The organism is Labedaea rhizosphaerae, assembly GCF_004362825.1.
In the GTDB taxonomy this organism is placed as follows: domain Bacteria; phylum Actinomycetota; class Actinomycetes; order Mycobacteriales; family Pseudonocardiaceae; genus Labedaea; species Labedaea rhizosphaerae.
In genome coordinates this window covers 40,141-60,839 of the sequence record NZ_SNXZ01000012.1, presented here as the reverse complement: position 1 = coordinate 60,839, position 20,699 = coordinate 40,141, and the positions used below count along the sequence as shown (strand labels likewise).

General features: G+C 66.3%; 10 protein-coding genes and 2 pseudogenes. 6 read left to right on the top strand and 6 right to left on the bottom strand.

Annotated elements, in window-relative coordinates; translation table 11 throughout:
- The first annotated feature begins 98 nt into the window (after nt 1-98).
- The 3 genes and pseudogenes from EV186_RS37650 to EV186_RS37640 all read left to right on the top strand — a co-directional run.
- Nucleotides 99-2,813 carry a DEAD/DEAH box helicase gene (locus EV186_RS37650; RefSeq protein WP_133854337.1) on the top strand — a complete coding sequence of 905 codons (2,715 nt, stop codon included), beginning with the start codon at nt 99-101 and terminating at the stop codon, nt 2,811-2,813.
- A 7-nt stretch (nt 2,814-2,820) separates the two neighbouring features.
- Entirely contained in the window at nt 2,821-4,083 is a 1,263-nt protein-coding gene (locus EV186_RS37645; RefSeq protein ID WP_133854336.1) for a phospholipase D-like domain-containing protein, read from the top strand.
- Between the two features lie 55 nt (nt 4,084-4,138).
- Nucleotides 4,139-4,306, top strand: a pseudogene (locus EV186_RS37640) (IS5/IS1182 family transposase); the annotation flags it as partial.
- A 303-nt stretch (nt 4,307-4,609) separates the two neighbouring features.
- Here the strand turns inward: EV186_RS37640 and EV186_RS37635 are convergent.
- Both EV186_RS37635 and EV186_RS37630 read right to left on the bottom strand, forming a co-directional pair.
- On the bottom strand, nt 4,610-8,233 hold the full coding sequence (locus EV186_RS37635) for a TIR domain-containing protein (protein WP_166659525.1): 3,624 nt from the start codon (nt 8,231-8,233) through the stop codon (nt 4,610-4,612).
- Nucleotides 8,234-8,271: 38 nt separating this feature from the next.
- On the bottom strand, nt 8,272-9,564 hold the full coding sequence (locus tag EV186_RS37630; protein WP_133854334.1) for a helix-turn-helix domain-containing protein: 1,293 nt from the start codon (nt 9,562-9,564) through the stop codon (nt 8,272-8,274).
- A gap of 127 nt (nt 9,565-9,691) precedes the next feature.
- On the opposite strand from EV186_RS37630, the gene EV186_RS37625 reads away from it, so the two are divergent.
- Both EV186_RS37625 and EV186_RS37620 read left to right on the top strand, forming a co-directional pair.
- Entirely contained in the window at nt 9,692-12,964 is a 3,273-nt protein-coding gene (locus EV186_RS37625; RefSeq protein ID WP_133854333.1) for a tetratricopeptide repeat protein, read from the top strand.
- A gap of 509 nt (nt 12,965-13,473) precedes the next feature.
- A complete protein-coding gene (locus tag EV186_RS37620; protein ID WP_133854332.1) occupies nt 13,474-13,950 on the top strand; it encodes a protein kilB in 477 nt (158 codons plus the stop codon).
- Between the two features lie 567 nt (nt 13,951-14,517).
- On the opposite strand, the gene EV186_RS37615 is transcribed toward EV186_RS37620, so the two are convergent.
- The 4 genes and pseudogenes from EV186_RS37615 to EV186_RS37600 form a co-directional block, all read right to left on the bottom strand.
- Nucleotides 14,518-17,712, bottom strand: a complete 3,195-nt coding sequence (locus EV186_RS37615; protein ID WP_133854331.1) for a hypothetical protein — start codon at nt 17,710-17,712, stop codon at nt 14,518-14,520.
- Between the two features lie 238 nt (nt 17,713-17,950).
- Entirely contained in the window at nt 17,951-18,145 is a 195-nt protein-coding gene (locus EV186_RS37610) for a hypothetical protein (RefSeq protein ID WP_133854330.1), read from the bottom strand.
- Nucleotides 18,146-18,628: 483 nt separating this feature from the next.
- Nucleotides 18,629-18,793, bottom strand: a pseudogene (locus EV186_RS37605) (transposase); the annotation flags it as partial.
- A gap of 49 nt (nt 18,794-18,842) precedes the next feature.
- The gene (locus EV186_RS37600; protein ID WP_133854329.1) at nt 18,843-20,177 is read right to left on the bottom strand and encodes a hypothetical protein; all 1,335 of its coding nucleotides are present in this window, start codon (nt 20,175-20,177) and stop codon (nt 18,843-18,845) included.
- Nucleotides 20,178-20,206: 29 nt separating this feature from the next.
- Here EV186_RS37600 and EV186_RS37595 point away from each other — a divergent pair, with 29 nt between their 5' ends.
- Nucleotides 20,207-20,698 carry a MaoC family dehydratase gene (locus EV186_RS37595; RefSeq protein ID WP_133854328.1) on the top strand — a complete coding sequence of 164 codons (492 nt, stop codon included), beginning with the start codon at nt 20,207-20,209 and terminating at the stop codon, nt 20,696-20,698.
- The last annotated feature ends 1 nt before the right edge of the window (nt 20,699 follow it).

Genomic DNA, 20,699 nt, shown 5'->3' with positions numbered 1-20,699 from the left:
GCCATCCACCCAGCCTGACCGCCAGTCGATCACCCACCCCGAACGCTGACCGGCGTGTCACCAAACCGGCCAACGTTCATGGACAGAGCACTAGGTGCGTGCGACTGGATTGCAGCGAGCGACCGGCTAACGGCGCGATCTTCGCCGACGAGCTGAAGAACGTCCTGCTCGGGCGTTCGGTGCTTCCGGTCGCGAGTCGTAGCACTGTCTGGCTCAGACTCACCAACGCCGCGCGGCGACAGCTGATGGAACATCCGGAGGCGGTAGGTGACAGCGCAGAGGCAGCATTGCTAAACGACCTCAACGAGGACGTCTTTGCTGCCTATCGCTTCGACACTGCTATGCGTGCTGCTGACCGCTCCATCGTTTTCATCACGGGAAAACGATGGAAGTTCACTCTCAAGCTGGACAGCCCGCCGGCCTTGGTCGTCACGGGCGCGCGGGCGCCCGAGTACGAAGAGCTTGAGCGATTCCGCAGAGACGCGTTGAATGTCGCCGAGTTCGTGGCTTGGGTCTGTTCGGAGCCGCGAACCCGCCTCCAGGCAGGAAACGGCCGACACGATCTGTTGGGTGCCCTTGACGCCTTCGAGGAGGAAAAGGAGGCTTTCCGCACTGGAGATATCACCACCGGCTATGACGGTCTCGACATGCTCCAGGAGTGGAGCAGGGTACTGCAGGCTCGTGAGGACATCGCCCGCGGCTCCAATCGGACGCTGAGCTACAGCAGTCGCGTCGTCCGCGGCCGGGAGGTCGATCTTGAGCTGCACGACCCTGTCGAGGAAGATCTCGTCGGCACGGACTGGGAGATCGTGGGTCGAGACTCGCGGCGAACGGCGGCGTACGGCCAGATCATCAACCAGGACGGCAACTCGGTCACCTTGCGCAGCAAGACCCCGGTCGGAGCGCTCGAACGAAGCGGCGGTATCCGGCCGTTCCTGGGCCCGTCTCGCAAAGCACTGCAACGTCAGCGAGATGCGTTGCTGGCCTTCCGCAATGGAACGGCCGCCCGACCGGAATTGCGAGCCAAGATCCAGAACCCCTCCGAGGTCGAAGCCCCCGTACCGCGCAAAGTGGACGACTGGATCGGGACCCTCGACGACGGGAAGAAGAGAGCAGTCGAGGCCGCGTTGGGAGTACAGGACGTCCTGTTAGTCGAAGGGCCGCCCGGCACGGGCAAAACAGACCTCATCGCAGAGATCGTCTTCCAATCGCTGAAGGAACGGCCGAGCTCCCGTATCCTCATTGTCAGTCAGACGCACGTCGCGGTGGACAACGCCTTGGCCCGCCTCGAGCAAGCGGGAATCGAAGGCATCGTCCGGCTCGGACACCCCGACGATCCGAGAGTCGACAAGACTGTGAGTCACCTGTTGCTCAACCGCAGGATGACGAAGTGGGCCGAGGGCATCCGCCGCAACGCCCAGAGGTACTTGGAGAAGGTCGCGAAGGAGCGCGGGCTCGATCTGCGCCACCTGCATGCGGCGTTGTCGCTAAGGCAGCTGGCGAAGGTGGTCAAGGAGCAGGAAGAAGTCGAACGCGAGATCGACCGCAGGATCGGCAGTAACAACACCTCCGCTCTGGCGACGTCGCTGGAGATTGTCGAGGACGATAGCGATCTCCAGGAGCGGATGGACGACCTTGCTCTTCGTTACGGCCAGCTCCATGCTGAAGCGGTCGAACATCTCGCGGGAGACCTGACTTTGAACGCCGACATGGCGGTGGAGGACGCCCTCTCGGCGGCAGGTGCGCTTCTCGGCACGTCGGTTCCTGCTCAGCGGTTGCTTGATTTGGTCGGACTGCAGGCGGAGTGGCTGCAGCGCACGGCGACCGACGACCGCCTTGCGGAGTCGTTCTTGGGCACCGCGCGGGTGGTTGCCGGAACGTGTATCGGTTTTGTCGGGCAGGCGGCGGTGCGCAACCTCGAAATCGACCTGTGCATCCTGGACGAGGCATCAAAGGCCACCGCGACGGAGGCGATGGTTCCGCTGTCCAGGTCGCGCCGGGCGATCCTAGTCGGCGACAACAACCAGCTTCCTCCTCAGGAAGAGGAATTGCTGAGGTCCACGGAGATTCTCGCCGAGCACGGCATCGACGAGGACTTGGTGCAGGAGACACTCTTCAAGTGGTTCTCCCACCGATTGCCCGATCACTCGAAGTTCCTCCTGCGAGATCAGTACCGCATGGTTCGGCCCATCGGTGACATGGTGTCCACCTGCTTCTACGGAGGAGAGCTCAGCTCACCTCGTACCGATGGCCTGCCCGGTCTCGAGGTACTCGGCAAGCCCGTCTTGTGGCTGGACACCTCACGACTCGGTGACGAGCGGCGGGAGGATCGGGGACCAGGCGGGATCAGCTACGCCAACCGGGCGGAGGCTCGGGTCATATTCTCCCGCTTGGAAACACTGGAGAAGGCAATCGAGAAGGGTGTCGTAAGCACGCCTGACGACTCCGGCAAGCTCGAAGTTCTGCTCATCGCTCCGTACCGGCGACAGGTGGAGGAGATGAGGCGCCGACTGTCCTTGCGGCGCTTCACCAGGTTGCAGGTCGACGTGCTTTCGGTCGATGCCGTGCAAGGAAGGCAGTGCGACGTCGCGATGTTCTCGGTCACCAGGAGCAACAACAAGCTCAGCCTGGGGTTCCTCGGTGCGAAGAACTGGCGACGCATCAATGTCGCAGTGTCCCGAGCGAGGTTCGGGTTGGCAATCGTCGGCGACGCGGAGTTCTGCCGCTCTGCGAACGGCGCCCTGCGGGATGTAGTGCGCTACATCGCAGAGCATCCTGAAGACTGCGATGTGCAGGCGGTGGAGAATGCTTAACACAGAAATGCTGCTCACCAAGCGATTCAGCGGTGATCGTCCCGGTCTCGACCTTCTCGGGATCGAGAAGGCCGCAGTGCCGGTTACAGTGGTGGCCACCGAGGTTCTCGCGCAGGAGATCAAACCGCTGCCCCTGCTGGACGAGTTCGTGCTTCGGCTGCTCAAGGCCGATGTCGGCGGTGCGACCGACATCGCGGCTTTTCTGGGCTTGGACCAGGAACTCGTCGATGCCGTGGTGGCCGACCACTTTCGCGAGGGAGCACTGGTGATCGGTCCGGGGCAGGGTGTGTTAACGCTGACTGCACGGGGGCGAAAGCTGGCCGACGAGCTCGAGTCGATTCGGCCGATCCAGAAGAACTTCAAGATCGCTTTCGACAGGCTTACCTGGTCTGTTGCGGATTACGAACCTCGTGACCTAGTCACCAAGTCCGTTGCTGTCGCTGAAGGTTGTGTATTGCTTCCGGCCCAACGCACGACACGCATCAAAGCGCCGGATATCACGCCCGCTGCGGTGAATTCCATTCTGAAGCGGAACGACCGAGGCCGAGGCGGCTCGATCGACGTGCTGGACGTCATTGATGTGGCGCCGTCCATGCATCGGTACCTGGTGGTAAACCTGCTGATCTACGGTGATCAGGACCGAGGAGAGGTCGAGACCGCGATCGTCGTCGACGGTGACCATAGCGACGTGCACAACACAGCGCTCGGCACCCTGGGGGGCACGGACAAGCTGGGCTTCACCGTGGCATCCGCCGTACCGCACACGTTGCTGCCAGCGCACCTTGAAGCAGAAAGGGTCTGCCCCGCACCAGGCGCGCTATTCGACGAGAACTCTCCGCGAGTTCGCGGGATCCAGCTGGTCGAGCACCAAGTCGCACTGATGGCCGCGCTGGAGACCGCAACGGAACGCCTCTTGATCTCTACCGACCAGGCCACATCGTCGGTGGTGGACTCCAACTTCCTCGCCAAGCTCGAACAGAGGTTGCGGGCGCGCGTCCGAGTAGATTTGGTGTTCTCGAAGTGCGGCAGAGAGGCTCAGGCCGAACTCGACCGCCTCGCTCGGCGCTACCGCAGGTTCAAGTTGCACCGGCCTGAAGACGGTGCCACGAACACATTGGTGTTCGACGGGAATTGGATTGTCTCGGACTTCCCCTGGTTGTCCTTCCGAGGGGCGGGACTGCCATTCCGCGACTACCAGGGCACGGTGGTGACAGTGCCCGACGATACTGAACGCGCGTATGCGGAGGGACTTGCGCCGTTCGAGGCCTAAGGGATATCCGTAACCCGATGATCAACCTCGACCGGCGATAGTTGATCAGGTTTGGGTGCAGGTGATCTCGGCCCCGCGGTCAGAGTGGATCAGGCCGTTTCACGGGTGTGGAGCCTGGCCAGTTCCGCAAGCTGGTGCGAGAGGTGGCCCGTCGTGGTGGTGACGCGATCGCTGATGGCCGGCCGGGGCGGCAGTGGCGGCTGATCTGGCCGACCGGGTGCTGCGTCGCCGCTGCTGACTGGTTGGTGATCCGGGACCGGGAGCACGACGACGCTCGCGCCCAGCTAGGTCGCTGAAGGAAGATCACTGAGGAGCAAAACCGCTGGTCAGAGAGTTGATGATGTGTCCGAGGACGGTCGTGCACACTATTCACCCGCCTGCACATCCCGTGAACACCTAGCGTCGGTCGATCGCGAATGTCCATCAGACCTGCAGGAACACCTACTTGGTCGCACGGTTACAACCGGTGCAGGATCGCGCGCATCCGAGTGGCAGGGGAAATGACATACAAGCATGTGAAAGATCGTTATTCATCGTGGTCGTCCTCGGCTTCCCTGTCCCAATGCCTGGCCTGACCTCGCAGTGATTCGGCGTGATCCCTCAGTACCTGGGCGGTTTGCGGCCACTCAGGTTCGACGGTGTCGGCCCACGCGTCGTACGGCGCGGCGAGTTCTCGCTCCTGCTCGCCACCGTCGAAGACGCCGCGGGAAGTGAAGTTCCGGTTGTTGGCCAGGCCGAGGCGGAATCCTTCGTGCAGCCGATCGGCGTCCTCGAGTTCAAGGACTTCCCGGACTGCTTCGGATGGCCAGGCTCCATCGACTCCGTCCGGTCCCGCGGAGATCAGTGCACCGATCTCCCGGTCGCCAGTGTTCTCCATCTCGATGTCCTTCAGACGCCGGCGAGCCTTGTGCACCCAGTCGAGCAGGTAGGTCTTGTCCACGGTGTTCCCGTCCTGGCCCGGGACACACCGCAATTGCAGGCCGGTCATGTAGAACCCGAGCGCCTTGGGATTGAGCTTCTCGGTTGGTAGGTAGCGGACCTGGTGCAGTTCCACGAAGAACCCCGGGTCGGCGGAGATCATCGCCAGCAGCGCGACGGGCTGTCGATCGTGCAACAACGACGCAAACGCCACTTCGAACCTCGCCACGTCACGCGGATCGTGCCCGGTGCTATGCAGGTAGGTGAGCAGGCTTCCGACTGCGTACTCCGTGTGGTCGCTCTTCAGAGCCGTCGTGTTCAGCAGATGGTGGAAGGCGGCGGTGATGAGTTCCGCCGAGGGACGCCAGGCATCAGCGTGCGGGTGCACCGCCAACGACAACGCGTCGATCACCGCTTCGGCGCGGCCACGCGCGAGCAGCCCTGCGAGGTAGTCCTCGGCGCCGTCGGCTGGGAACGGGAAGGCTGGGGTTAGGTCATAGAACCGGTCGCAGACCTCTTGGGTCTCTGAGCCGAGAAGCTCGAACGCCCAGTCCACCGGTAGCGCCATCAGGAAGGCGGTCCGGCCGACAGGATCCGGCGGAAGGGCGTCGGCCGTCTCAGCGGCCCAATCGCGGCCGCGTTCCGTTGTGCGGCAGTGGATCCATCCCGCCGCCAGCGGTTCGCCGAGCCGGGCAAGCACCTCGTCCCGGACGGAGTCGTCCGCGACCTGCGCGAGAGTCCACCCGACGCGGTCGCCGAGTTCACTCGCCTCGGCGAGGCAGATCACGCCGCCGATGCCGTGCCGGTCCAGCACCTCCGTGAGGACCTCTCGGCGGCGTTTCGCCACGGCGGCATCGCGGGCCGCCAGGTCCGTCGAGTCGACTCCAGGAAGACGCGGATGCCAGGTGAACAGCCAGGCATGTCTCGCTGGATCGTCGATCGGCTCGATCCTCTCCAAGAACGCTGTCAGGCGGGCGATCTCTTCGGGCGTGTGAAACCGAGGACCGGCGGGCTCACCCTGTTCCCAGCGCAGTACCTCGGTTCCCTTGTCCCACAGCGCGCGAATTCGCACCGGATCGAGCCGCGTGACATCGATTGCCTCCAGAGCGGTCAGCAGGGCCTCCCTCCAGTCGGCAGGAAGGCTGCCGAGAAGGGGGAGGCAGTCAACCCACCGCTCAGGCCTCGCGGTCAGGTCTGACACCATCGCGGCGGTAATCCCGTCTTCGTAGGCCTGCAGCGGATCCGGCATGGCCGCGTCAGCGCCGGTCCAGTCTTCCCGGACGCGTGGCCGAGCCGGGTGCATTAGGAGCTTGTTCGAATCGGTGAGGTCGGTCAGCAGTTGCCAGCCCACCGCTGGGTACCGCCGCCGCACCTGGTTGATGATGGTGATCCGTCGGTCCAGCGGGATCGGGCTCGGCCGATGGCCCAGCAGGCTGACCAAGGACTCCGACGGCCGGTTGCTCAGCCGACCGCCTGGATCATGCTCGGCCAGGCGGGCGAGCTGAAGAGCTGTTGCCGTGCAATGGGTAGGTGCCCACGCGAGCGTCTCGAGGGCCCAGAGCAGGTCGGTGTGCGCGGAATGCCGATGCATCAGCCTGGCGTCGGTGTCCTCGAACATGGCCCCGAGCATCGGCTCGTCGCCACGAAGTCCTTTCTGGACCGCATCGAGGAACACGCGAGGAGCGGCCTCCGCCAGCAGCGGCAGGACGTCGGCCAGCGAGCGCCAGAGCAGTCCGGTCCGGTCGTCGTTCGCTGACTCGAGAACCCGGTGAACGACGATTGCGGCGTGGTTCTCCGCCGTGTTGCCTGCCACCGTCGCTGTCCCGGCGTCGCCGAGCCGGGCCAGCCCATGGGCGAGGCCCTGCCGAAGGTCGTCCGACCACGTCCGCCCGATGCCCATGAGCCCGGCCGACGGTTGTTCCGGGTCCGGGAGGGACAGCACCGGGTCAATTTCGGTCAGAACTTCCACGGCCGCGTCGCTGAAGCGATCGATGTCGGTGGCGCTGACCTGCGACATCAGCTGGGACCACGCGTCGTACGGATCGGCGTGCTGCCAGCGGGTGCCGCTGCGGTGGAGGAATGGGTCCGCGGAAATCGAGCTGGACTGCGCGAACCGGTCCACCTCCGGGTAGTCGTGGCCGGTGATGCGCGCGATGACGTCGTGATCAGCCGTGTTGGTCGTCGACCACCTGCTTACCAGGACGAGCGGTACCGCGATGGTCGAGCCGGGAGCCTGGGTCCACGGCGGTCGGGGCTCGTTCGGGCTGAGTCGCCGGATCAACGCTTGGCGGCTGCGCCGGGCCAGCCCCGCGTACTGGTCGGCTTGGTGCGGCGGGACCCCGAGCGCCGCGAAGGCGACGCGTGCTTTGTCCCGGGGAACACGCGGCAGCACGAGCTCGCCAGCACGACTCACGGACCAGTCACGGGCGATGATCACGTGCCGCGTGCTCTGGGTGGGTCCGACAGGGACGTCGTCGCTCATGACGACCGCAGGGAACGTCATAGGGATCCTCGCCGCGTGGTCCCAACCCGGCTTGGCGGTGATCAGCACCGCGCGGTGCCACCGGTCGACGCTGTTCAGCACGGCGGCCACGAACGCGGCCACTTCATCAGGGGTCTGTCCCTGGATGATCAAGTTTCGCGGTGGCCCGCTGAACCAGGACAGCACCTGCTCGACGGCGCCTTCCCGGCCGAGCAAGACCAGGTCGTCAGGCAGGGTGGTGCTCAGTGGCGACGTGCGCTCGCGATCCCAGGCTGCCAGGTCCTGGATCCCGTCCATTACACCGATCCCGAGCTCCGGGGCGTCCTGGATCAACCGATCGATGAAGCCTGGGATGGAGTGGCCGTCGCGGTAGGTGAGGCGGATGTACTGGCACTTGGCCAGCGGGGCGAGGTCGGGCGGCAGTTGGTCCGCGCGCATTCGGCCGGCCTGCTCGAGCACCGGGATCACCGGTTTGCCGGCCTTGAGTGCGGTGGCGATCTCTTTGCGGACGATGTCGTCCGGCTCGAACAGCCGGGCACGGAAGTCGGTCAACCAACGTTCCCCGACGACCACGATCATCGCCGAGCAGTTCTCGACCGCGGCCCACAGGCCCGGGTCGTAGTCCTGCCCCAGAGGCAGGGATCGGCTCGACCGGAAGACTTGGTCCCGGCCGAAAACGGTGCTCAGTTCCGAGTCCAGCCAGGCCGCCTTGTCCGCGCCGTCACCCACGCGGAAGTTGATGAACAACACGCCGTCAAGATCCCATCTCAAGAGAGCGGTCCACTTGCTCAGGCCGCCGGGCTCAGGGCTGCGGTCAACGCCGGATCCAGCGCTCGCACGTGCGGATTCTTCGGCCACCGTCGCAACGCCTTCGCGAGCTTGCGCAGGTCGGTGAGGATCGTGGCCGATTGGACGAATGCCAGGTTGTTGATGATCTGCCGGGTGAGCAGGCACGCGTGCTCCACTTCGCCCGACGCCGCGTGCGCGAGTGCATGCCGTGCGCCGAACCTCGTGCGCGCACGGACGGCGGACGACGGGATGCGGGGCACCTCGGTGTCGAGGACCGCCGCGGCCTCGCGCGGGCGGCCCAGGTCGTAGAGGCACCACCCGGAGACGACAGCGACCGGATCGGTGACGTGCGCGGTGCCGATCACCGGGCCGGTCGGCGCATCGGCCTGCCAGTCGCGCAGCAGGCGCCCCGCCTCGTCGAGAGCACGCATGCACGCGTCGTAGTCTCCGGCGAGGGCATGCCCTTGCGCCTCGCGCTGGGCCGCCAGCCCGCGAATGCGCGCGGGGGTACCCGGGCGGGATCGCGCTTGCGAAGCAAGCGCGATCGTCGCGGGCGCGTCGCCCCGGTACAATGTGATGAGGGCCCGGCGCACCAGCGCGTAGCTCGCCACGTAGTCGTCGCCGACGGCCGTGGCGACCTCGACGGCACGGTCGGTCCACCACAAAGCCGCGGCGTCGTCACCGTCTTCCTGCGCCATCCACCCCGCGAACTCGGCGGTGCGCGCGGCGAGCACGGCCACTTCAATTCCCACCCGGGCCGGTGTGCTGGCCGACAGCCTGCGCAGCGCCTGCGCCTGGCCGACCAACATCGGCATGACCACTGACGGGGGAGCGGACTGACCCAGCTCGCGGGTGGCGTCGAAGATCTGGCGGTGGCGCGCGACGCAGTCGCCGGGGTCCGCCACCGGGGTCGACCATCGGGCGAGCGCGGTCCCCGCCGCGATCCCGCCGAGCAACGCCTCGCGGCGCGTGATGGGCGTGAAAGCACTCCCGATCGGGGCCATCGTCATGAGCCAGACCTCGTCGTCGCCGGGTGCCGCGGCAGCCGGCGACTGAACGGACGTTGCGGAGGTCGCCGACGTCCCGGCCGGTGGGACGAGCTCGCCAGGCGCGTCGAGCTCGGCTTCGCACCGGCGGATGAATTCCAGTGACGGGAGCTGCAGCCCGGTCTCCACCCGACTGAGATAGCCCTTGGTGTAGAAGACGCGGCGCGCGAACGCGCTCAGCGAGTGGCCCTTCTCGATCCGCATGGTCCGCAAGCGTGGCCCGACGTCGTGAGGCACGGACTCCATGGACGCACCGCCTTCCTGTTGGGATCCATTCTCGGTACTGCGGAACGGAAAGTCTCGCCAAAAACCCGGGTGGCACAAACAGGAAACAGGAAACGGCTCAGCGTAGAGTGGCGCATCGCGAGCAACCGTGACGACGAGGCGTGCGACCGGAGGCGTGGTGCGGCGGGGCGGGATCTTCGTCAACTACCGCGTGGGGGACCGGCAGAACGAGGCGGCGTTCCTCGCGCGCGAACTCGCGGCGCGCTTCGGTGCCGACCGGGTCTTCTTCGCCAGCCGGTCCATCCTGGCCGGGGACGATTTCGAGACTCGGATCCTCACCGACATGGAGCAATGCTCGACGCTCGTGGCCGTGATCGGGCCGTCGTGGTTGACCGACGGACGCGTCCACGACGAGAACGACTGGGTCCGCCGTGAGCTGCGCACCGCATTCACCCTTGGGCTTCGGGTGGTCCCGGTGTTGGTGGACGGCAAGGACCGGTTGGCGAAGCCGTCGGCAGGGCAGTTGCCCGCGGATATCGCGGCCCTCGCCGCCCGCCAATACGTGCGCATGAACTACCAGGAGTTGAACGTCGACCTCCTCGTGCAGCGGCTTCTCGAGGCGCAGCCGGACCTGCTCGAGGGTTCCGTGTTCATCGAATCCGTGCGGCCGCCGGACGATTTCACGCCGAGCATGCTTCTGCGCCCCGAGTACGACGTCGTGCCGTTCCACGGTCGCGACGGTGAGCTTGCGGACTTCCTGGCGTGGTGCGCGGACGGCTCGCGGGTGGCGGCTCGCGTGCTGACCGGCCCGGCTGGCCAGGGCAAGACGCGCTTCGGGCGGGAACTGTGCGCCCGGGTCACCGAAGCCGGGTGGCTTGCGGGAGTGGTGGCTGACGGCGCCGCGAGCTCGCATCTCCGAACGGTCGCCGCGTGCCCGATGCCGCTGCTGATGGTCTTCGACTACGCCGAGGCGCGCACCAGCCAAGTCATCGACATCATCGCGGCGCTCGCACGCAGGCCTGGCGGCCATCCCGCGAGGGTTCTCCTGCTTGCCCGGGCCGCAGGCAGTTGGCTGCAGGACGTCCGCGACACGTCGAGTGACGCGGTGGCGGCCACGCTCGCCGCAGCGGTCGAACATCGGCTCGGCCCGATCGCCGTGCCGCTGTCCGCGCGGCAGGCCGAGTTCACGGCGGCCGTCGCGGCGTTCAGCCCGCACCTGAAGGTGCCGAACCCGGTGGTAACCGAACCCGCAGATCTGGACGACGACCGGTACGGACGCGTCTTGGACGTGCACTCCGCGGCCCTGGCGTCCTTGCTGGACGACCCGGCCGATCCCGTGGAGCCGGTGCCCGACCGCGACCCGATCGCGCGTGTCCTCGCGCACGAGCGCCGGTACTGGAAACGCACGCTGGCTCGACACGGGCTCGCCGAAGCCGACACCGCCCAGCTCGATGCCGTCGTCACGGTGGCCACCTTGTTCGGCCCGACGACCAGGGACCAGGCGCATCGTCTGCTGGGCCACGCCGAGGCCTTCACGACGGTTGCCCGCCCGGTCGTCGAGCGGTACCTGCGGTGGTCGGCGGAGCTGTATCCAGGCCCGGGCACGCTCAACCCGTTGCGACCGGACCGGCTCGGGGAGGAGCAGGTCGCGACCGTGGTGGCCGGGCAGCCAGAGCTGCTCCTGACCTCGGCGGCCCAGGTCGACGACGAGCAACTTGTACAGGCGTTGACCGTGCTTGGCCGCGCAGCCGCACGCCATGAGACCGTGGCTATCGGGCTGGCCGGCTTGCTCGACACCGACCCGAGCCGGCTGCTCCCGCTTGGCCTGCGCGTGGCACCGCTGCTGGAGTCTCCGACCCGGTTCGCAACGGCCCTGCGTGCCACGCTGCTGGCGCACTCAGACCCGGACACCGTCGGCAAGGTCGTTGAGGGGATGCCCGTCACCAGCAGCGCCCTCGCCGACCTTAACGTCCTGGCGACGGCGCTGAGTCTGGAAACCGCCGAACGTCGCGCGGAGCTCAACCCGGCGTTGACTGCCAGAGTGCTTGTGCGCCATGGCGCTGCTCTGCTCACAGCCGGTGACCCGGACACCGCCATCGAGATTGCCCGGCGAGCGGTCGAGCTGCTAACTGCACTGGCGGCCGTCGATGCCGAGCGGCACGACGCCGACCTGGCCAGGGCGCGGTACCTCCTGGCCATCGCACTCGACGAGCACGGCCACCACAAAGCGGCGGTGGACCTGCTGCGCGAGGTTGTCGCCGGCCGGCGCGCGCGAGCCGCCACCTCGGCGAGCTACTTGCCGGAACTCGCCACGGCTCTGAACACCCTCGCGGTCGACCTGACCGCACTCGGCGAAGCGGAGGAGGCGCTGCAGATCTCGGCGGAGGTGATCGATGTCTTCCGGGTGCTCGCCGAGGCCCAGCCTGCGCTCTACGCACACCAGCTCGCGTCGGCGCTGAGCAACCAGTCGCTGCAGTTCGGGGCAAGCGACGAGCTGGCCGGTAGCCGCGCGGCGGCTACGGAGGCCATCGCGATCGGTCGCGCTCTCGCCGATGAGCATCCTGATGCCTATCTGCCGGACCTGGCGAAGTGGCTGACGAACCTGGCCATCTGCCTGGACCGGTCGGGCCTGTCGGCCGAGGCGCTCGTCGCGTCAACCGAAGCGGTGGAGATCCGGCGGCGTCTCGCCGAAACCAGCAGGGAGGCCAATGTCGTGGGTCTCGCCGCCGTTCTGACCAACCACTCGGTGGTTCTCGCGAATGCAGGACAACCAGCCGACGGCCTCGATGCGATCACCGAAGCCGTCGAGCTGACAAGAGATCTCGCGCATCGCTACCCCGATCGGCACCTCGGATCGCTCGCGGTGGCGCTGACTAGCCTTGCCAACCGGCTCGCGACCGTAAACCGCGGCGAGGAGGCCATCGTTGCTGCCGAGGAAGTGGTGGACATACGCAGCAGGCTGGCGCGCGAGCCCTCGGATCAGGTCATGGCGAGCCTCGCGATGGCGCACAGCAACTTGGCCGTACACCTGATGCGGGCGAAGGAACGGAGGGTCGAAAGCGTCGGCCACAGCACCATCGCCGTGGGCGTGTACCGCGCGCTCGCGGGTGCCAACCCCGCAATGTACCGGGGTCCGCTCGCCGGTGCGCTCCACAACCTTGCGGCCACCCTGCACCTGCTTGAGCGGCATGCAGAAAGTCGAGTGGCGGTAACCGAGGCCGCGGACCTCCGACGTACCGCGAACCTGATGGCGGACCTGGTCGTCTCCATGACTCTGTTGGGGAGAGTCGCCATGGCCGATGGAGACAGCGGCACCGGGATTGGCGTGTTGCGCCAGGCACTCGCCATCAGCCAACGGCTGGACGACGCACGGCTGATCGCCATGGTCCGCGCGGCGCTGACTGCGTTCGACGCATCCTGACCCCGACATGTGATGTTGGGTCCGCAGTCGCGGGCAGCACGCCACAACGATCAGTCGGCAGTGTTGGCGTGGCGAGGAACAGCCGGTAGACCGGTATCGCTGCGGCGGTGCGAACGCATTGACGCCGCTGGGGTTGTGCGGGCACCGAGTCGTCGCTATGTCGCCGGGGCAAGCTGCGCGATAGGCGCCCTTCGGTGTCGGACGAGGTGGCACGGGCACATGCGGCCGATCCCGATCTCATCGTGCTCTAGTCAGTGCTGATCGATCACCAAGGGGATGCTCGCAGGGTCCGACGGCAGACGCACCGGCCGCAGCTCAATCACCCGAGCCGACAGCACCCGGATCGTGCGAGTCCAGCCGACTCGCTCACGACCTTCGTCGACGACGCCGGGCCGCCGATCCAGCTGGGCGTGTTGGCGCTGGCAGCAAATGCGCCAAGGTGAGGTGGAACCTGATCTTCATCCCGGCGGTCGAAGAGCGCGAACACCGAACACTGGGGGCAGTGAGCAATGGACGCGATGTGGACGAGCCTGATCGCGGTCGCCGGCACCATCGCCGGCACCAACCTGGGCGCTTGGTGGAACGCGCGGAACGCCCGTGCCGAGCGAAACGACCGCCGACTCGGCGAACAACGCAACCAGTTGCTGAGCGCCCTCGCGGATCTGGTGTCGGCCCTGGCCGATCACCGCAGGGCGATGGTGGTGCTCGGTGAGATCCGCCTGGGTGGCGGAACCGACCAGGCCGTGGCGGCTGCCGTGGCCGCCACGCACGACACCCGATCGGCGATCTCCGCCCCGTTGACCCGCGTCCGGATTCTTGAGCCCGGCCTGGCCGAGCACGCCACGCGGGCAACCCAGGCCACCTACGCCCTGCGCGACACGTCCGAAGGTGCCGAGCTGCAACGACTCCGGCAGGCCGCGGTCGACGCCGTGGCCGAGTTGGAGAAGGCCGCCGGGCAGCTGTGGCACGCACCCGCCACGCTGTGACCGCACCTGGCGGGCTGCGCAAGGCCCCGCCGAACAAGCTGCAGGCGTACTACGAGACCGTGAACCTGGAGATGCTCTACAACGCAGAAGGCAGGAAGGGATAGTGAGTGTGTCCGAGGACGGTCGTGCACACTATTCACCCGTGTTGAACTGACAGGTCCAGTATTCTGACCTGCACCTTCCGCTGCGGATCAGCGTGGGACGCGGCGTTGAGCGTGGTTGGACGCGTGCTCGCGGCCGCCGACCCACTGGGTGTATGAGGCACCACTGGCTGCCGCAATGCACAATTTGCGTCCGCCTTGCATCTGCTCAAGCGGCATGTGGAGAATGGAGTGGCAGTAACCGAGGCTGCGGACCTCCCGTGAGCTGGTCGTCTCCATGACTCTGCTGGGAAGAGGTCGCCGTACCCGACGGTGACACCGGAATCGGCGTCATGCTGAAGGCACTCGCCTTGAACATGACGTCTGGGCAAGGCGCGGCCGGTCGCCATCGTCCAGGTCGCGCCGACGCGTTCGGCGCGCCCTGACCTCTCGTGAGATGTCCGGTCCGCAGCCCGATGCGGCTTGGTCATTGACTGCGTCTGCGTCGGGTGAGCAGATTCCGTAGCCGCCGTCCCCGCGAGACAGGTTTTCCGACGACAGCCACGAACCCTTGGTTCGGCACGGCAAGTAGTTCGTCGAGTGACTGGTCCGCCGGGTCGGTGTAAACCACACGGACCCAGTCCGCTCGCCCAATGGCTTCGATCCAGGGGACGCCTATCGGCTCATCAGGGTTTACGTCGGCTTCCAGCCAGGTGTTGCCCATGGCGTCGCGCAGCGCCAGGTGCAAACCGTCGATGTGCAAGGTCCAACCAGCGACAGTTTGTGGCTGCCCATTGACGTCGAGCCGATCAGGAAATCCCGCTTGCACCATCGATTCCCGCATCGGATCCTGCACGGTGTCGCCGACGAACATCGACAGGCTCGCAGTCACGAAGACGAGTACGGCTTCGTTCCGCGCGATCGCCGGCCACCAGAGGCAGTCCGTTCCGCCGTCGATCGACCGCACGACGCGCAACCAGTCGGGAAGCGGTCCGAGACCATATTGATCTTGTATCCGGTTGGACGCGGTGATGGTTTCTTCTACGGCCTCGCCCAGTGCTAGCCAGGCGCGCAACTGGTTGGAGTTCACTGCGGCTGCACGTATGTTCTCCAGGGCGCGGTGCAGACCCTGAACGTCTTGGTCAGGGACTGGTATCAGAACGGAAAGCCGGATTCGCTGATCGTCATTCAGCAATTCGGAGCATTCATCGCACCATTGTGTGATCCGTCGCAAGGCGTTCTTCAACGACTCAGGGGGTGGGCGATGCGGGCGCGTCAGTAAAGAGTGCAAGAGTGCTAGACCGATGTCGAGAATTGCCTCTATTCCATCATGGGTAAGTACTCCGGCCGCTGCCGCCTCGTTGACGACAACGAGTACGGTATCCACCGCCTTGGACCACTGTTCACCTTCGGCATAGCGTTGGGCCCGCTCGATGGTACTTGCGAACTCTCGAACGCGAACCTGTAGCGGAGAGACTTCTGCAACGACGTCCTGTTGCCATCTCAGCGCATTGATGATCAAGGAACGAAGGTCTGAGCAGTCTTCCCTGGCATACCTCGCTGCCTCCGCGAGTGCACGCAACTCGGCTGAGACAGATGTGCCGGGCGCAGTCAACTCGGACCCTCGGTTGGTTGGCACAAAGCGGACGGCCGCTTCGAGGATCGGCCGGATTTCCTCGACGCGCCCCACGCGCAGGACTGCTCCCACAAGCATGGCAAGTGTTTGGATCTGCATGACCGCTAGTGCCGGTTCGTCGTGAGCGACGAGTCCGGCCATGCGCTCGCGAAGCCTGAAGGCGGTGGTGAGCCACTTCGAAGCCAGCTCGAACAGGCCCGTCAAGGTGGCGAGCAGGCCGACATTGTGCATGAGAGCTGTTGCGCTGAGTTGGAACCACTCGCCGGTCTGCGAATCGGCCGCGTCGTCAGGAGTAGCGGACAACACCGCCGTCAAGAACCGGTCGGCAACTGGAAGCAACGCCGACGCGTCAGAAAAAACTGCTTGATCGACCAACTCGGTCAGGACATCAGTGCAGGCGCACATCCAGTGGTACATGTAGCCGATCTCGATCCCGATTGCCAATTCCTGGACCACTGCCAGGATGCCGTCGTGTATATAGATCGCTTCGTCGAGACCGTGAACGCTTCTGATGTCGAACCGGAGCCGCTTCTTGGCCAGGGATGCGCCGATGAGTTCGTCGATCGCAGTCCGGGCGTCAACCGGAGGGAGGACGTCCTCCGGAAGCGACGACGCCCACTGGTCGACGAGTGCGACCGGAACGTGGGACCCGCCGCTCGCCGTGATGACGGTCAAGACAGCGAAGGCCTGCCCGGAAAGGTCGTCCAGGAGTTCCCGGACCACCCGACCGGCGCTTCTCGGGTAGCTGCCCAGCCTTGACTCTTGTTCCGTCAGGTCGAAGCGGTCCAGCCGATCGAGGAATTCCTGAAGCTGGGACAAGTCACCGCCAAGCGAGCGGACCCACGCGCAGGCCAGGTCAATCGCCAGTGGCCAGGAACCGAGACGGGTGGCGAATTCGGCCGCGACCGGATCTGGCTCCGGCGCCAGACCGGCCGACGAAGGCGACAGCCGATCCCTGATGAGGGCAGTCGCTTCCTCGGCGGACATGGCGTTGACTTCTAGCAGAGGCGCGGTGTCGGTGGGCCAGTCACCCCGATTCGTCGTCACGACCACGTGACCGTACCCAGAGGGTGGGATCCACTTGCGCGTTGTCGGCCAGTCGACAGCGCCGTCAAGGACCAATAGCCAGGGAACGGGCAGATCAGAGAGGAGATCGCAGAAGATCTGAGCCGGTGCATCTCCCGCGTAACCTTCGGTGCCCAGACGGCCCAGGATCGCTGGTTGCTGCTCCGTCAGCACTTCGTCGGACGAAGCGTCGAGCCACAGGGTGAAGGCGTAGTGGTCGCGGCGCGACGCAGCCCACGCCGCAGCCGCCGCCGACTTTCCGGATCCGGAAATGCCGGAGAGCACGGCGACCGGAGGTGTCCCGGACAACAGGCCGTCGCCGGGCAACCGCGCGGAGAGGAAGGAGGCGATGCCCGACCGCGGAAGGTATCTGTCGTCGGGCACGCCGAATGCCCGTCCCCAGCCGCGCCCGCCTACGGCATCCGCAAGCACAGCCGTCGACTCTTCCAGAATGCGGGCGACCTGATCGTGATCGATGCCCTGGTGTGCAGTTTGTGATCCGCGATCGTGGACAAGATCTACTAGCTGGGCGACCAAGATGTGATGCAGTCGATGACCAATCCCCCCACTGCCACGAACCCTTATCTGGGCGACGCGTTCGACCAGCCTGGAGGTCAGCGCGAGCAATGTCTCCCGGCGTGCGTCGATAAGCCGGAGCTGGTCTTCCGCAGCGACCCCATGGCGCTCGTTCAGTCGAGATGCATACGTGACCGCTTCCACCGTGAGTGTGCGGTTTGTGATGAGTGTCAGTTCGCGCGCGTTGGGGTGCTCGGACTGCAGCGCGTCGAGGCAACCCGACGCGCTGCGTATGCCCATCGTGGTGGACGACGCAGGCATCGATGCCTTGACCTGGATAGCCCGGACCAGAACCTTCGCGGGGCCGTAGACGAGAATGTCCGCCGAGTCTTGATCGACCCGGTCGACGTCAACTCGCCAGTCTGTCTGCGGCGCCGATTCGTACATGTCCAGCAGCAGCTGCACGGTAATGAGGTACTGATACCGAAACCCGAATGCTGCAGCGACACCACCCCCAGTACTTATCATGTCCTCATCATCTCAAACACCGGATACCGGTAGTCATAGCGAGGACACACGTAAAAGATCTCGGCTGACGGCTCGGCCCGCCCCGGCAAGGCGGCATAGACCGAGGTCGACCGCTCCAGGTCCTCCTCCGCAGCAAGCAGAACCTTCAGCCGTTCGCGGAGGTCGCATCGCGCACTCAACAACGCCACAAGACCGTCGGCGACGTCCTCGCCACGTTCTGCTCGTGTAGGAGATCCTGCAACTTGGCGAGCAGACCGGCATCGCGGTCGATGTGGTCGACGTCGTCGGGGCCGGCGTCGTGGTCCTGGTCGGCGGCCAGCAACTCGACCTGCACAACCCGCGCCGCGTGGACAATGTCCTCCCCTTGCAATGGGACCTCCTCAACCCATCGAGTCGGGTGTCCGCCACATTACAGAGAGTGGCACGACCCTGGCACAGCTCGATGTGGAATCTGGTTGATGCGCCCGAGCCGAGCATCAGGCCGAATGGGGCAGGGAGGGTTGGAAGCCGAGAGGCTCCCCGAGATCACGTGGCTGCATGCCCGGATCGGTGACAACGACCGCTGATCACAGCTCGTGCCCAGCCGAGCGGTGGGTTCTCGTCGGCGCGGCGCTCGGGTGCACCGACTGATTTCTCATCACCGGTCGTGGCTACCCGTAGGAGCTCAACTCCTACTTCGAACTAGTCGAAAATCGCTGTCACCAGCCGTGAACTGGGATTGGGCGGCGGAGTAGAACTGGCTCGCTGCTTGTCGACCGCCGCGGCGGTATCCGGGGAGGTCCGTTCGTCTGCTCACCGACCGTCCAGGTCTGCTGATCATCGCCGACAAGGGTTACGTCTCCCGCGAACTCGACCGTTCGGGCAGGTCTCGCCACGGCGCACCGGTCCGCAGCTTCCACAAGATCGCATTCAAGACCTGGCGGTGATCACGCCACCGCCGACCTGGCCCAGAACCCTTCGGCAGCAACGGCTCGATCCGCGCCCGCCTTGTCTGTGACCTGACCCCGATCCACCACAAGCCCAAGATCAAACCAGTCCCCGCAGCTGGATCAATTACAGGGCACTCTCTAGACGACCACAACCGCGTTGTCCGAGGCGTTGCTCCCCATGCTGACGACCCCGGCCGTGCCGTCGCCGTAGAAGCGGGCGAACACGCCCGCGGCCCTCCCGCCGAACACCAGGGGCCCCAGTACCGGGGCCACGTCGACCTCGTGCGGTTCGGTCGCGTCGTCGGCGATCACCGGCAGGCGGCACGACCGGGGCGTCACGAACTCCTGCACGATGCTGGTGCCGGTCTCGGCCGCCGCCACCACGGACGCCTCCCACTCGGCCTGCGGCACCAGCCGCCCGATGCGCACCTGCTGCCCGCTCATCCCGAGCCCTTCCTTGAGCACCAGCGACTCCTGGTGCGCCACGGCGAACTCGACCAGGTCGACCTTGCGGTCACCCCACGTGCTGCGGCGGTGCCCCAGCACCCGCGTCCACGGCAGGTACTTCTCCACCAGTGCCCGCTCGGCCGAGCTCATCCACGGTTGCCCCTCCGACACCAGGCCCATGGTGAGCTTGCTGGACAGGAACGTCGAGGTCTGCGTGCCTACCAGCAGGCACCCGTGGTCGAGGGCCGCCTGCACGGGCGCGGTGTCGATGCCGTTGTCCAGCCAGTCCGGGATGGTGAAGTTGCGCAGCCCCAGCCCGTAGCGCAGTTGCGGCGGGCAGTCCCACGCCTCGTGCAGGTCCTCCGGCTCGAAGAAGCGGGCGGTCATCCCGTGGTTGTTGAGGTAGTCCACCTCCAGGTCGAAATACCGGGTCGACTCGACGCCCTGGTCGCGCGCGCTGCCGACCAGCGCGACCCGCGGCGCCACGCCCTGTTCGACGCACAGGTTGCGGAACATCTCCGCGCGCACCGCGAACGGGTCGGGGTGGCTGAACGGCAGCCGCCCGTCCTCGTCGGCGTAGAGCGCGCGCCACACCTCCAGCCGGCAACGCGACTCCATCGGCCCGCCGAGCGCGCCGCTGACGTTGAACTCCAGGAACTGCGGGCCGTCCGGGCCGATCACCACGTCCGGGCGGGCCACGCAGTCGGCGTAGCGCTCCTCGACGACCTGGTCGGCCACGAACAACTGCCGCTCGCTGTCCGGCATGCAGTACGCCGCGAGCCTGCCCTCCGTGCTGGTGGCCACCGCCAGCGCGGTGCGGCGCACCAGGTCCAGCAACGCCGCCGTGGCCCGGAACAGCTCGGCGTAGGACGACCTCGGCAACGCCATCGGCGCCGCGGGCAGGTACGGCTGGTACGGCCAGCCCAGGTCGCGGGTGGCCGCCAGCAGCATCCGGCGGACCACCGGGGCCGGCACGGCGGGCGGCGCGATCGGCGACGCGCCGAACCACGGGTCGGGGGTGCTCATCGGCTCGCCTCCATGCGGGACAATGGTTCATGACTTTGCGTCGGGTCGGGGACAACGAGTACGTCGAGGAACACGGTGGGGACTACGAGGACTTCGAACCCGGCATGGTGGTCCGGCACTGGCCGGGCCGCACGATCACCGAGACCGACAACACCTGGCTGACCCTGCTGACCATGAACCAGCACCCGCTGCACTTCGACCGCGCCTACGGCGAGAGCGCGGAGTACGGCCGGGTCCTGGTCAACAGCGGGATCACCCTGTGCCTGGTGGGCGGCATGACCGTGCAGGCGCTCTCGGCCCGCGCGGTGGCCAACCTCGGCTGGGACAAGGTGCGGCTGAAGGACCCGGTGTTCGTCGGCGACACGCTCTACGCGACCAGCCGGGTCCTGGCCAAGCGGCGGTCGCGGTCGCGCCCGGGCAACGGCATCATCACGGTGGAGACGACCGGCACGAAGTCCACGGGCGAAGCCGTCATCGTCTTCGAGCGGTCGTTCATGGTCCGCTGCCGCGAGGACGGCTGAC

Bases quoted from the DNA above. Each gene is read 5' to 3' on its own strand.
- EV186_RS37645 (WP_133854336.1), top strand. From the start codon at position 2,821: ATGCTGCTCACCAAGCGATTCAGCGGTGATCGTCCCGGTCTCGACCTT.
- EV186_RS37630 (WP_133854334.1), bottom strand. From the start codon at position 9,564: ATGGAGTCCGTGCCTCACGACGTCGGGCCACGCTTGCGGACCATGCGG.
- EV186_RS37620 (WP_133854332.1), top strand. From the start codon at position 13,474: ATGGACGCGATGTGGACGAGCCTGATCGCGGTCGCCGGCACCATCGCC.
- EV186_RS37600 (WP_133854329.1), bottom strand. From the start codon at position 20,177: ATGAGCACCCCCGACCCGTGGTTCGGCGCGTCGCCGATCGCGCCGCCC.
- EV186_RS37595 (WP_133854328.1), top strand. From the start codon at position 20,207: ATGACTTTGCGTCGGGTCGGGGACAACGAGTACGTCGAGGAACACGGT.